Origin of the sequence: Pseudomonas sp. EL_65y_Pfl2_R95, from assembly GCF_963971045.1 — a bacterium.
Lineage (GTDB): Bacteria > Pseudomonadota > Gammaproteobacteria > Pseudomonadales > Pseudomonadaceae > Aquipseudomonas.
Genome location: NZ_CAXAOV010000001.1, coordinates 1,430,832 through 1,444,274 on the forward strand (window position 1 = coordinate 1,430,832; position 13,443 = coordinate 1,444,274).

Consider the following 13,443-nt stretch of genomic DNA (forward strand, 5'->3'; position numbering starts at 1 on the left):
ACACCATTTACTCCAGCACGTTTGGGAGCGGAATATGTTGATTGCTTGGCATGGCAAACGTTGATCGCTGAGCGCCGTGATGCATTCCTGAACTAAGGCCGAGAGCGTGAAAATTATAACAATTGGTGGTGGCGAGATTAGCGAACTAGAAACACTTGAGCTAGATTACTTTATCTGCCAGCAGACAGGAAAAGCTAAACCTAAAGCTCTCTTTATTCCCACAGCAAGCGGGGATGCAGATGGGTACTGCAGGACTTTTCAAAACATCTATGGCGAACGCCTTGGGTGTAAGGTTGATTTTCTCCTCGCTACGAAATCAAATTTTTCCCAGCAAGATGCCATGCAGCAGATTCTAAGTGCTGACCTTGTGTACATCGGTGGAGGGAATACACAGAAGATGCTCTCAATCTGGCGAGACTACGGCATTGATGTTGCTCTGCGCCAGGCTGCACAGAATGGCACAGTCCTCTCTGGTCTAAGTGCAGGAGCGATCTGCTGGTATGACGCGGGGCTTAGCGATTCGGATCGGTTTACCGCAAGCGAAGGTACAAGCTGGAGCCTGAAGCGATTAGAGGCACTGGGGTTTGTGGCAGGCGTTTTCTGCCCGCATCTCGACAAAGAGCAACGGCATGAACCTCTACTGAATCTGGTTCGCGCCTCTAGAGAGAGATCGATTGCCTGCGACAATGGTGCCGCGATTTTTTGGGAGAATGGGGTCGCTCGCGTTCTAACCTCACTTCCGAATGCTTACGCCTACATATACTCAGAGCAGTTCGGTGAGGTACGTGTTGATCGATTCTCTTCTGGGGATAGGCTACCGCTGTGAACACTCTAGGTAAGCGATGGTAAGAAGGAGGCAGGTTACATAGGTGTAAACCTATTTCAGGAGTAGCATATTCGTGACCCTGCAATCTGCTCGATTTCATCAATAGATCGCTGGTTACCTGTTAGCTGCCCGCGCTGAAGTGCGTTACGCATCAGCGTTGATTACATCAGTGAAATCGCTTTGCTTCAGCATGGCTTTATAGCGCTCGCGACGCTCTAGGTGATCACAACCCAACACTGAAAAAGCAGGGATCAGCATCAAGCAAACCGCTACCAGTATTTTGTCCTATTGCGCTCAAGGTAGTTCGACCAAGCGTAATCACCTGCCTCGGCAGTCATACGGTCGCGCACTGAGTTCAGCTCTATAAAGCAAGCGCTAACACCGCACTGCGTTGATGCGGCAGGCGCCCGCTAAACCCCAAACGCTTAAACAACAAAACCGGCACTAAGCCGGTTTTGTTGATCTGCGTGAGGTTACGACGACAGGTATGAAGACCGAGTCAAACCTAAACGAAGCGCATCGAGGTAGGTGGTGCGCTCGCGTGCGGTAATATTGGCGCTGGCGACTTTGTCGCGGTAGTGGGTCATCAGCTCTTCGGGAGAAAGATGCACATAGCGCAGCATGTCTTCGATGGTGTCGTGGGTTTCGATACCGGCGTGGTAAACACTGCCATCCGGATTCTGGTAGATGTTCACCGAATCGGTATCACCGAACAGGTTGTGCATATCCCCGAGAATTTCCTGATAAGCCCCCACCAGGAAGATCCCCAAGAGGTAGTCTTCACCTTCACGCACTTCGTGAACGGGCAAGCTGCTTTCGATGCTTTGTTCATCAACGTACTGACGGATTTTACCGTCGGAGTCGCAGGTCAGATCCTGCAGTACGGCGCGGCGCAAAGGCTCTTCTTCAAGACGATTGAGCGGCAGAATCGGCAGCACCTGGCCAATCGCCCAGGTGTCCGGCAAGCTCTGGAATACCGAGAAGTTGCAGATGTATTTGTCGGCCAGCTTGTCGTTGAGTTCATCGAGCACTTGGCGATGGGAACGCTGACGCGCCTTCATCGAGTTGTACAGGCGACGGCACACAGCGAAGTAGCACTGCTCAGCCAGGGCTTTTTCGACCAGGCTGATCTTGCCTTCGGCGTATTGGCGGGCTACGTCACTCATGTAATGGGTGGCGCGCCAGTAGGTTTCAGTGGCCATTTCGAAATCAGTCGGGGCCAGCAGGTCGGCCAAGTAGCCAACCGTTTCTGGCAGGCTTTCGCGGTCTTCGATGACCGGCACTTCGTCGTTGTGCTTTTCCACGTCTGTGACTTGCACTACGAGCATGGCGTGGTGTGCCGTCAGAGAGCGGCCACTTTCCGAGAAAATATTCGGATGAGGCAGCTCCTGCTCATCGCAGAACTCCTTGAGCATGCCAACCACTACGCCGGCGTAATCGTCCATGTCGTAGTTGATCGAGCTGGCGTTACGCGAATGCGTGCCATCGTAGTCAACACCCAGACCACCGCCCACGTCGATGTGATCAACCGGCAGGCCGAGGCCACGCAATTCGCCGTAATAACGAATCGCTTCCTTAAAGCCGTGTTGATAATCGGCCAGATTGGCGATCTGCGAGCCCATATGGAAATGCAGCAAACGGATGCCCTGATCCAGCTTGGCCGCACGAAAGCGCTCAACCACCGAGAGCAACTGCGCAGCGGACAAGCCAAACTTGGATTTCTCGCCACCGGTATCAGCCCACTTCGACGATGCCAGTGACGACAAGCGCACCCGCAGACCAATCTGCGGCGCCACTTTCAACTCAGCCGCTTCATCGATCACCAGCTGAACTTCGGATTCTTTTTCGATCACGATAAATACATTGTGACCGAGCTTCTGGCCCATCAATGCCAGCCTGATGAATTCGCGATCCTTGTAGCCGTTACAAACGATGGTGCCACCCTTGGGTGCTAATGCGAGCACTGCCAACAGCTCAGGCTTCGAACCCGCTTCAAGGCCAATGGCGACATCCTTGGTGGCGATGATGTTCTCAACCACGGCTTCTTGCTGGTTCACCTTGATCGGGTACAGCGCCATGTATTTGCTCTGGTATTCCAGACGCTCGATGTTGGCGTCGAATGCACCGGTCAATTGGCGCACGCGGTCTTGCAGAATATCTGGAAAACGCACCAGCAATGGCAAGCTAAGGCCGCTGGCGCGCAACTCGTCGACTTGCTGATAAAGGTCAATTGGGGTGCTGTCTGGACCATTTGGACGCACTTCCACGCGGCCGCTGTCATTGATCGCGAAATAACCCGCGCCCCAATGGCGAATGCCGTAAACGCTGCGACTGTCCGCAACGGTCCATTGGCTGCCGTCATCTTTACGTGTGCGTCGTGCAGACATTGATGTCTCCCTTAGTTGCAATAAATAGCCCTGGCTAAGCCAGTGCTAGTACAGATTAAAGTCTGAAAATGACGATTGCTCAGTAGTTGACTGGCAATCCAGCGAGGAAGTTTAGAAAAACCCACGTAGCCGCTACAGCTTAGCCACCGGATTTCTTCGCTTTGAAACCGCGCTTTATGAGTTCCTCGAGCAGCAGATCGACGTGATCGCCCTGAATCTCAATGACCCCATCTTTAAGCGAACCGCCACAACCGCAACGCTTTTTAAGCGCACTCGCGAGCTCTTTCAGCGGTTCCTCCGGCAAGGCCACTCCCGAGATTGTGGTCACTGTTTTGCCGCCACGGCCTTTGGTCTCACGGCGCACCCGGGCAATGCCGTCACCTTCGGGAATCAGGTTTTTTTTGCAGATGCAGGCGTCCACCGGCTGACTGCAGTCCGGGCAATGCCGGCCAGTATCCGTGGAATACACCAAACCGCTTAATGCGGCAAATGACGAGGCTTTCTTGACCACCGGCTTTCCTCTTTGGCAGGTCAGAAACATGCTGGGGTGACAAAGTAGCCACAGCGCAACAGGTTTGAAAGCGATAGGCTGACAAACGTCAACCGCGAAGCCCCACTCTGGCAGGGGCAGCGCACCACACCCCAAGGGGTATGGCTTAAAGGGCGCGCAGTGTAACGAGAAAATTGGCCGTTGCTAAGCATAAAAATACGCCATGCAGGCTCACACAGCCTGCTTGAGGGTTGATGTCGCAACTTTGACCCGCACAGGTTCAAAATCATGGACAGTCTGCTGGCATATTCTGAACACTTACGGCCACCGCACAGAAAAATGACTCAGACCGCGCCGTGCTCAGCCTGTATCTCAAGGTAGGCGCGCAAGGCTTGCAGTGAATCGGGGCAGTAGTCTTTAACGCTGGCCTCCGCCAAGGCTTCCTGCACCGTCATAAACCGCGCTTCGAGCACTTCTTCGGGCTGCAAAATCAGTGGCGCATCAGAAACCGCGGTAAACACGGCGCACCATAAACGGCTGTCCGCTTGATCAAAAAAGAAGCGCTGGCACTCACGCAATATGACGCCGCCAATGCCCAGTTCTTCTTGCAGCTCACGGGCCGCCGACTCGCAGTAGCTTTCATCGGCCATAACCATACCGCCAACCGCCACGTCCCAATAACCGGGATACAGCGCCTTGCTCAGCGTACGGCGATGCACACAGAGCAAGCCGGCAGAATTGAACAGCAGGATAAAGGTCGCACGACCAATGAGCCCGCGCGCTCGCAGTTCGGCGCGAGGCAACGCCCCGAGTTGACAGTCTTGCTCATCAACCCAGGCGATTCGCTCCGCGTCTGAGGCCGCACGATGGTCGGCCTCGGCTTGCGAGATAGGCATCCTTTAACCCTGCGACAACAGTTGACGCAGGTCGATGATCCCGGCATTGGCGCGTGAGATGTAGTTGGCCATGACCAGCGAGTGGTTAGCCAGCAGACCATAACCGCTGCCGTTGAGAATCATCGGGCTCCACATTGGCTCTTGTGCAGCTTCCAGTTCACGGATGATCTGACGCACACTCACTGTGGCGTTCTTCTTGGCCAGTACGTCGGCAAAGTCGACTTCAACCGCGCGCAAGAACTGAGCAAGCGCCCACGCCTGACCACGAGCTTCATAGAACACGTTGTCGATCTGCATCCACGGCGTTTCGTAGGCGTTCTCATCGACCTTGACAGCCTCACCAGCCGCTACCAGTTCATTCTTGACCTCAGTGTTCAGGCGGACCTGACCGACACTCGCCGACAAGCGTTGCGACAACGAACCCAAGCGAGTTGCGGCATCGCCCAACCAGTTGTTGAGGTTGTCAGCACGGGTGTAGAACTGGGCAGCAGGCTTACCGTCGCCCGACAAACGTGCGAGGTAACGGTCCAGGGACTTGATACCTTCGCGGTATTCAGACTCGGACGCAGGAAGTGCCCAGCTTTTGTTGTCGAAGTTGAAGCGAGGCTCGGCCTTGGCCAAGTCAACGTCTTCGGTCGACTGCGACTGCGAGCGGGAGAAATCCTTACGCATGGCCCTCGACAAATCACGCACCTGGACCAGTACACCCAGCTCCCAGCTTGGCATGTTGTCCAGCCACAGGCCCGGAGGCGCGAGGTCGTTGGACAAGTAGCCACCGGGTTTATTGAGCAAGGTAGTGGCTACATATTTAAGGGTTTCGACTGTGGTGTAGCCGTTGACCATCTGCCGCTGGGCGTTCTGCGCGGCGGACTCGGCATGCTGCTGAACCGAGAATTGATCCGGCTCCTGGCTCCAGTACCAGCCAATAACCAGCGCGACCAACAGATAGATGCAGAGCAGTGTGCCAAATATCTTGGTCACCCAGCCTCCACGAAAATAACTGCGTACGTTGCCGACTGAATCGTCGACGCTGTCACGCGTGCCAGTTGTGCGTTTCTTCCAATCCAGCATGGCAATGTCCTTCTATTACGGCATTCGGTAGTTCGACCGCAACCTCAGGCAAGGGTTGCGCAACTGGCCTCCACTATAAGGGAAACGCAGAGTAGAACCACAACCTTAGCATTGCTCGACGCGTTATACCCGTGCTCCCGGCGGGGCAAGCACCTACAAAAACGAGTTAAAAAGCGCCAATAACTGCAGACAACCCAGCAATTTTCATCGACGTCATACGCCTGTAATGAAAACGCAATAACTTCATGGACTTACGGCATGTCCTGCATGCCCATACCGTTCCGTTGTCGGTAGAACCCTATGCGCCTGAAATTTTTCACCAATCTGAACACCGCCCTGCTCGTCACCGCCTGCATCGCATTAGCCGCAACGCTGTGGTGGTCGCAGCAAGCACTAGAGCGACCCTATGCGCTAATGGAGCGCTACATGAACTTGTCTGAACGTTTCCAAAAAAACGTCAGCCGAAATATTTTTGACTACCTGCAAAGCGGCGATGCTCTGCGCCACAGCGAGGCGTTGAAGGCCATTGATGACCTGCAACCCGAGCTTGATCAGTTACCCAAAGAGCTTGCAGGCAATGTACGGGGCAGCTTGGAAGCCCTGCGCACATTCAGCGCTGGAGAGCTGCTTGCCGCCGGCAAACTGGCTGGCGACCCGCAAGGCTTGCTGGTACAAGCCGAGCGCGAGATGGCGGGCGCCCTGGAGCAACTTGCACAGTATGCCGCCAGCAGCGATTCAATGGATGCCCGGCGCTATCACCCGCCCTTGTTCAGCGCCGCACAACACTTGGTCAAATTGGCCCACGCACGCAATAAAATGATCGCCAGCGCCAACAGCGAACTCGTGGCCGACGTTGAACGTGAGCGCGAAGCACTCGAAGAACAGGCGCGACTGCTTGGCGATCTTCCCCTGCTGGGCGTAAAGGAAAGCAACGAGTCGGCCAGCGATGGTTTTGCCGCAATGCTCGGGCTTGACACCACAAGCGAACAAACCCAAGTAGAAGACCGCGGCGTTGGCCTGAAGCGCGAGTTTGCAAGCTTACTGAGCCGCTATCCCAATGAGCTAAAAGCAACGGTCAGCCTGATTGAGCAACGCAATCAATTGAGCCAAGCCACACGCAAACAGGTCGATCAAGTCAGTCAAGCTTTAGACGAACTGGAACCTCTGGTGCGCAGCGAGCACGGCAAGATTCAAGCGGAAGTCCGCCTTCTACAAGGGGCGATGATTGTCTTGATTCTGTTGATTGCCCTGACCATTGATACCTTGCAGCGCCGCCTGACCCGCGTACTGACGTTGTTGGTCCCGGCGTTATCGGCCTGGGCACAAGGCAATTTTGCCAAACCCATTAAACTCCAGAGCAAGACCCGTGAACTGGCGGATATCGAAGACTCGCTGAACCACCTGCGTAATTACCTGGTGGCGCTGGTCGGCACTATTCGTGAACACGCCGAGCAAGTTGCGGGGTCGAGCCGAACCCTGGCCGACCTCAACGGCGGCATGCACCAAGGCGCTGAGCGCCAGGCGGCAGACACTGCGCAGATCCGCGACGCACTGGGCAATCTCGAATCGACCATAGTTCAAGTTGCTGACGACGCCAGTGATGCAGCCGACGCCAGCCGCAACGCCGACAAAGCCCTGGAGCAAGGCCAGCAGGTCATCAGCCAGAGTATTAGCGGCCTGCACACACTGGCCGGCGAAGTGCAAAACAATGCACAGGCGATCGAGCGCCTCGCTGAAGAAACCACCACCATTGGCAATGTGCTTACGGTCATTCGTGGTATCGCCGAGCAAACCAACCTGCTGGCACTGAATGCCGCCATCGAGGCTGCGCGCGCAGGGGAAATGGGCCGTGGTTTTGCGGTGGTCGCCGAAGAAGTCCGCTCACTGTCACAACGCACCAGCGGCGCCACCGAACAAATTCAGGAGTTGATTGCCCGCCTGCAGCAAGCAGCCCGGCACTCGGTCGAGGCCATGCGCAGCCAATTGGAACATGCGCAAATCAGTGCCAATCAGGCCGCAGCGGCAGATGGTGCGCTGGATGAAATCGTCAGCTCGATTCGCACCATTGCCAATATTGCCGAGCGTATAGCCGCAGTCACTGCCCAGCAAAGTGGCGCGGTCAGTGAAATTCGCAGCCACAGCGAGCGCATCCACAGCCTTGGCGATGATAATTTGCAGCGCATCGGCGAAGGCCGCGATCAAGGCGAACAGTTACTCCAGCTCGGTGGAGAATTGCGGACTGCGGTGCAGGCCTTCCACCTGTAGAAACGGATCAAGGCCCTTGAGCAGTTGATTGCAACGGCAAAAAGCCCCCTCAACCTGCCCCGCGTACATTTGTCGCACCCTAGGTACGCGGCGCTGTTGATGGGGTTTACCGCATTTCAGCGGCCTGACAAAACCACTTACAGCTCAGCCGATGCCATCACTCGCCTTGCTCCGCTATGATGGCTGGATACTTGTTTGCCGAGATCCACATGCGCCGCTTACTCTGTCTGCTCTTGCTCATCATTGCACTTCCGGCCAGCGCCAGCTTGCTCGACAGCCGCCCTGCCCTTGCGCCGCTGGGCGCGCCGCTGAATAACAGCGCCGATTTCCTACCCGTTCGAGAAGCCTTCAAGCTCAACCTGATCAGCAGCTCGGCAGACAGCGTAAAGCTACGCTTTGTCGCCACCGACGGTTACTACCTGTACAAACATCGCTTCAAGTTCAGCACTGAGCCAGCTGACATCGGCCTCGGCGAAGCGCAAATGCCCGCCGGCGAGAAGAAGACCGACGAGTACTTCGGTGAAGTCGAGGTCTACCACAACATTGTCGACGTTGATCTGCCGATTGACCCACCATCCGACCGTGCCTACACGCTCAATGTCACCTACCAAGGCTGCGCAGACAAAGGCCTGTGCTATCCGCCTGAAACCGAGCAGATCAACATTGGCGGCGCCATCCCTGCTAGCGGCACCAGTAGCCAAGCTGCAAGCACTGTAAACCCGGGCACGGCCGACAAGGCCAGCTGGCAGTGGACCGACTTGGCACTGTTCTTTCTCGCGGGCCTCGGCTTGACCTTTACTCCCTGCGTGCTGCCGATGCTACCGATCCTCTCGGGGGTGGTGCTACGTGGCCGCCCAAGCAACCGTCGCGGCCTGGTGTTGTCCCTTGCTTACGTGCTGCCAATGGCGGCGTGCTATGCCGCGCTAGGCGCATTGATGGGATTATTCGGCGCCGGCCTCAACCTGCAGGCCATGCTGCAATCGCCGTGGGTGCTGATCCCGTTTGCATTGTTCTTTGCCTTGTTCGCCATTGCCATGTTTGGCCTGTTCGAGATCCGTCTACCGGCATTCGTGCGTGACCGACTGGATCGTAAAGCCTCGCAAACCCAAGGCGGCTCAATTGCAGGAGCGGCAACCCTGGGCGTGCTTTCCAGCCTGATCGTCTCACCCTGTGTAACCGCCCCGCTGACCGGATTACTGCTCTATATCAGCAGCACTGGCGATGCCTTGGGTGGCGGCTTACAACTGTTCGCCCTCGGCCTTGGCATGGGCGCGCCGCTGGTATTGATCGGGGCCGGCGGCGGCGCACTGTTGCCACGCAGCGGCGCCTGGATGAACGGCGTACGTAATTTGTTCGGGGTGATGTTGCTCGCCGTCTCGATTTGGCTGCTCGATCGCTTGTTACCGGGGCCCGTTACCCTGGCGTTGTGGGGCTTGCTCGCTGCCGGTGCGGCGCTGTTCCTCGGCGCACTGGAATTCAATGTCAAGAGCTCGAAAGCCAAACTCGCACAACTCGCGGGCCTGGCCTTGCTGGTCTACGCCCTCACCGCCTGGGTCGGCGCATTGCAAGGCCATGATGACCCGCTGCGCCCGCTAGGGCGGATGCAAATGAGTAATGGGCAAGTGATGCCAACTGCGCAAACCCAACATGGCAGCTGGCAAACCGTGACCAGCGCCGCGGAACTGGATGCGGCACTGGCATCGGCCAAGAGCAGTGGTAAACCTCTGCTGCTCGACTGGTACGCCGACTGGTGCATCAGTTGCAAGGTCATCGAACGCGAAGTGCTGACCGATCCAAAAGTCGGTGCGCAACTGAAGGATTACGTTTTGGTGCGCTTCGACATTACTGAAAGCACCCCGGCTCAACGTTCGGTTTTGGACCGCTATTCCTTGTTCGGCCCCCCGGCCATTCTACTCTTCGCCAAAAACGGCGACGAATGGCATGACCTGCGTGTCGTTGGCGAAGTCGATGCTAAAACCTTCTCGGCCCGGCTGGATAAAGCCCGCGAACGCTTTTAAACATCTCAGTCACAAAACTGCCGCAAACACCGGCCATCGTGCTGGCTACTGCATAGAACTGGACAGTCAGGAGGCGACTCCGGCATAGTCCTGCGTGTAAGAACAACAAGGAACACGGAACATGGCGACCTTACTGGTCCTGCACGGCCCCAATTTAAATTTGCTCGGCACCCGCGAGCCCGGCGTTTATGGCGCCACCACGCTGGAACAGATCAACCTCGATCTGGAACGGCGCGCCCGTGATGCAGGGCATCATTTGCTGTACCTGCAAAGTAATGCCGAGTACGAGTTGATCGAACGTATTCACGCCGCCAGAGGCGAAGGCGTCGACTTTATTCTGATAAATCCAGCCGCTTTTACCCATACAAGTGTCGCATTACGTGACGCATTGCTGGCGGTGAGCATCCCATTCATCGAAGTGCATTTATCCAACGTGCACAAACGCGAAGCATTCCGCCATCACTCCTACTTTTCAGATGTTGCTGTAGGGGTGATCTGCGGCCTTGGCGCCAGCGGTTATCGGCTGGCCCTGGAGGCTGCACTCGAACAACTTGAACTTGAACGGCCCTGACCCAACTGGGAGTTGAAAAGCTATGGATATTCGTAAAGTCAAAAAACTGATCGAGCTGCTGGAAGAGTCCGGCATCGACGAACTGGAAATTCACGAAGGTGAAGAATCCGTTCGCATCAGTCGCAACAGTAAGCAGCCTGCTTATGCGCCACAACCGATGTACGCCCCTGCTCCTGTCGCACCTGCAGCGCCAGTAGCGGCTGCTGAAGCTGCAGCCCCAGCGGCGCCAAAACTTAATGGCACCGTTGTCCGCTCGCCGATGGTGGGTACTTTCTATCGCGCTTCGTCGCCAACCTCGGGCAATTTCGTGGAAGTTGGGCAGAGCGTCAAGAAAGGCGACATCCTTTGCATCGTTGAAGCGATGAAAATGATGAACCACATCGAAGCTGAAACCAGCGGTGTTATCGAATCCATTCTGGGCGAGAACGGCCAGCCGGTTGAGTACGACCAGCCTCTGTTCACAATCGTTTGAACCGAGGAGAGCCAGCGATGTTGGAAAAAGTTCTAATCGCCAACCGCGGCGAGATCGCATTGCGCGTCTTGCGCGCGTGCAAGGAATTGGGCATCAAAACCGTTGCTGTGCACTCCACAGCGGACCGCGAATTGATGCATTTGGCCCTGGCAGACGAGTCTGTTTGCATTGGCCCCGCCGCCGGCACCCAGTCCTACCTGAATATTCCCGCGATCATCAGCGCAGCTGAAGTTACCGGCGCCACTGCGATTCACCCTGGCTACGGTTTCTTGGCTGAAAACGCCGATTTCGCAGAACAGGTGGAAAACTCAGGCTTCGCCTTCATCGGCCCAAAAGCTGAAACCATACGCCTGATGGGCGACAAGGTTTCGGCTAAAGAAGCCATGATCAAAGCAGGCGTGCCTGTGGTTCCTGGCTCAGACGGCCCACTGCCTGAAGACGAAGAAACTGCACTGGCGATTGCTCGCGAAGTCGGCTATCCGGTGATCATCAAAGCGGCTGGCGGCGGCGGTGGTCGCGGCATGCGCGTGGTTTACAAAGAGGAAGACCTGATCAAGTCAGCCCGCCTGACTCGCAGCGAAGCCGGTTCGGTATTCGGCAATCCAATGGTTTATCTGGAGAAATTCCTCGGCAACCCACGTCACGTGGAAGTTCAGGTGCTCTCCGACGGCCAAGGCAATGCGATTCACCTCGGTGACCGTGATTGCTCGTTGCAGCGTCGCCATCAAAAAGTGCTTGAAGAAGCGCCGGCGCCGTACATCAACGAAAAAGCCCGCGCCGAAGTACTCAAGCGCTGCGTCGATGCGTGCATCGAAATTGGTTACCGCGGCGCCGGTACGTTCGAGTTCCTTTACGAGAACGATAACTTCTACTTCATCGAGATGAACACTCGCGTGCAAGTAGAGCACCCAGTGACTGAAATGGTCACCGGTATCGACATCGTTAAAGAGATGCTCAGCATCGCAGCTGGCAACAAGCTGTCGTTCACCCAGGATGACATTGTCATTCGCGGGCACGCACTTGAGTGCCGGATCAACGCAGAAGACCCAGAGAACTTTATGCCTTGCCCAGGCAAAGTTAAGCACTTCCATGCACCTGGCGGCTTTGGCGTGCGCGTTGACTCGCACCTGTACAGCGGCTACACCGTACCCCCGCACTACGACTCACTGATCGGCAAGCTGATCACTTACGGGGCGACCCGTGACGAAGCCATGGCGCGCATGCGTAACGGTCTCGACGAGATGGTAGTTGACGGTATCAAGACCAACATCCCGCTGCACCGGATGCTGGTTCGCGACAAGGGTTTCATCGAAGGTGGCGTGAACATTCACTACCTCGAAAAGAAACTGGGCATGGATAAGCACTGATACCAGTGTGTTACGACAAGGGCTGCCGTTTGGCGGCCCTTGTTGTTTAAGCCCTGGGTAAAAGTGGAAGCGGGCCAGCCCCTCCAGTAAGCTTGCGCTCAATTTGATTTAGCCGCCAACGAGGTCCCGCTATGCCCTGGTTACAAGTACGTCTCGCCATTACCCCGGAACAAGCGCCGACCTACGAAGATGCACTGCTCGAAGTGGGCGCTGTATCTGTGACCTTTATGGATGCTGAAGACAATCCGATTTTTGAGCCCGAACTGAATACCACACCGCTCTGGTCGCACACCCACTTGCTCGCGCTGTTCGAGGCTGACACCGACTCCAACGCCTTGCTCGCACATCTGCAACTGCTCACTGGCGGTGAACTGCCTGAGCACCAGGTCGAAGAAATTGCCGATCAGGACTGGGAACGCAGTTGGATGGATAACTTCAAGCCGATGCGCTTTGGCCAGCGCCTGTGGATTGTTCCAAGCTGGACCGACGCCCCGGAACCTGATGCAGTGAACCTGCTGCTCGACCCGGGCTTGGCGTTCGGCACAGGCACCCACCCGACCACCGCGCTGTGCCTGGAATGGCTAGACGGCCAACCCCTGCATGACTGCAATGTGATCGATTTCGGTTGCGGCTCTGGCATTCTGGCAATTGCTGCACTGCTGCTCGGCGCACCGCAGGCCGTGGGTACCGACATCGACACGCAAGCCCTTGAGGCATCGCGCGACAACGCCGGGCGTAATGGTATCGCTCCCGCACGTTTCCCGCTGTATCTGCCGGCCGATATGCCGCAAGAGGCCGCCGATGTGGTGGTCGCCAACATTCTTGCCGGGCCGCTAGTCGCGCTGGCGCCGCAGATCACCCGCCTGGTAAAGGTTGGCGGACGCCTAGCACTGTCGGGAATTCTCGCCGAACAAGCAGAGGAGGTTCGCGCCGCCTACGCGGCCGACTTTAACCTCGACCCAACCGCAAGCAAGGAAGGCTGGGTACGAATCAGCGGCGTACGCCGTTAACTACGCAACGCTGCAGCTACCCCAATACTTGCGTTAGACTTGGATCTGTTGCCGCTATAGCAACAGACCC

Annotated in this window: 11 protein-coding genes; 7 read left to right on the forward strand and 4 right to left on the reverse strand. The window is 56.4% G+C overall.

Annotated features, from left to right (window positions below):
- Positions 1 to 106: 106 nt before the first annotated feature.
- Entirely contained in the window at positions 107 to 826 is a 720-nt protein-coding gene (locus AACY09_RS06760) for a Type 1 glutamine amidotransferase-like domain-containing protein (protein WP_339486778.1), read from the forward strand.
- Between the two features lie 473 nt (positions 827 to 1,299).
- Here AACY09_RS06760 and speA read toward each other — a convergent pair whose 3' ends face one another.
- From speA to AACY09_RS06780, 4 genes are all read right to left on the reverse strand, one after another.
- A complete protein-coding gene (speA, locus tag AACY09_RS06765; RefSeq protein WP_339486780.1) occupies positions 1,300 to 3,213 on the reverse strand; it encodes an arginine decarboxylase in 1,914 nt (637 codons plus the stop codon).
- A gap of 139 nt (positions 3,214 to 3,352) precedes the next feature.
- Positions 3,353 to 3,724, reverse strand: coding sequence for a translation initiation factor Sui1 (locus AACY09_RS06770; protein ID WP_339486781.1), 372 nt, complete (start codon positions 3,722 to 3,724; stop codon positions 3,353 to 3,355).
- A 323-nt stretch (positions 3,725 to 4,047) separates the two neighbouring features.
- Positions 4,048 to 4,599 carry an NUDIX hydrolase gene (locus AACY09_RS06775; protein ID WP_339486782.1) on the reverse strand — a complete coding sequence of 184 codons (552 nt, stop codon included), beginning with the start codon at positions 4,597 to 4,599 and terminating at the stop codon, positions 4,048 to 4,050.
- 3 nt (positions 4,600 to 4,602) lie between these two features.
- Positions 4,603 to 5,670 carry a DUF2333 family protein gene (locus AACY09_RS06780; protein ID WP_339486783.1) on the reverse strand — a complete coding sequence of 356 codons (1,068 nt, stop codon included), beginning with the start codon at positions 5,668 to 5,670 and terminating at the stop codon, positions 4,603 to 4,605.
- Between the two features lie 1,497 nt (positions 5,671 to 7,167).
- Between AACY09_RS06780 and AACY09_RS22015 the strand changes: the two genes are divergently transcribed.
- The 6 genes from AACY09_RS22015 to prmA all read left to right on the forward strand — a co-directional run bounded on the left by AACY09_RS22015 (position 7,168) and on the right by prmA (position 13,373).
- The gene (locus AACY09_RS22015) at positions 7,168 to 7,935 is read left to right on the forward strand and encodes a methyl-accepting chemotaxis protein (RefSeq protein ID WP_445323793.1); all 768 of its coding nucleotides are present in this window, start codon (positions 7,168 to 7,170) and stop codon (positions 7,933 to 7,935) included.
- A 209-nt stretch (positions 7,936 to 8,144) separates the two neighbouring features.
- Positions 8,145 to 9,953, forward strand: coding sequence for a protein-disulfide reductase DsbD (locus tag AACY09_RS06790; RefSeq protein ID WP_339486785.1), 1,809 nt, complete (start codon positions 8,145 to 8,147; stop codon positions 9,951 to 9,953).
- A gap of 121 nt (positions 9,954 to 10,074) precedes the next feature.
- Positions 10,075 to 10,524: a type II 3-dehydroquinate dehydratase gene (gene aroQ, locus AACY09_RS06795; RefSeq protein ID WP_339486786.1), complete on the forward strand. Its 450-nt coding sequence runs from the start codon at positions 10,075 to 10,077 to the stop codon at positions 10,522 to 10,524.
- Between the two features lie 22 nt (positions 10,525 to 10,546).
- Positions 10,547 to 10,996, forward strand: coding sequence for an acetyl-CoA carboxylase biotin carboxyl carrier protein (gene accB, locus AACY09_RS06800; RefSeq protein WP_339486787.1), 450 nt, complete (start codon positions 10,547 to 10,549; stop codon positions 10,994 to 10,996).
- 17 nt (positions 10,997 to 11,013) lie between these two features.
- Positions 11,014 to 12,363 carry an acetyl-CoA carboxylase biotin carboxylase subunit gene (gene accC, locus AACY09_RS06805; RefSeq protein ID WP_339486788.1) on the forward strand — a complete coding sequence of 450 codons (1,350 nt, stop codon included), beginning with the start codon at positions 11,014 to 11,016 and terminating at the stop codon, positions 12,361 to 12,363.
- Positions 12,364 to 12,494: 131 nt separating this feature from the next.
- Positions 12,495 to 13,373, forward strand: coding sequence for a 50S ribosomal protein L11 methyltransferase (gene prmA / locus AACY09_RS06810; RefSeq protein ID WP_339486789.1), 879 nt, complete (start codon positions 12,495 to 12,497; stop codon positions 13,371 to 13,373).
- Positions 13,374 to 13,443 lie beyond the last annotated feature (70 nt).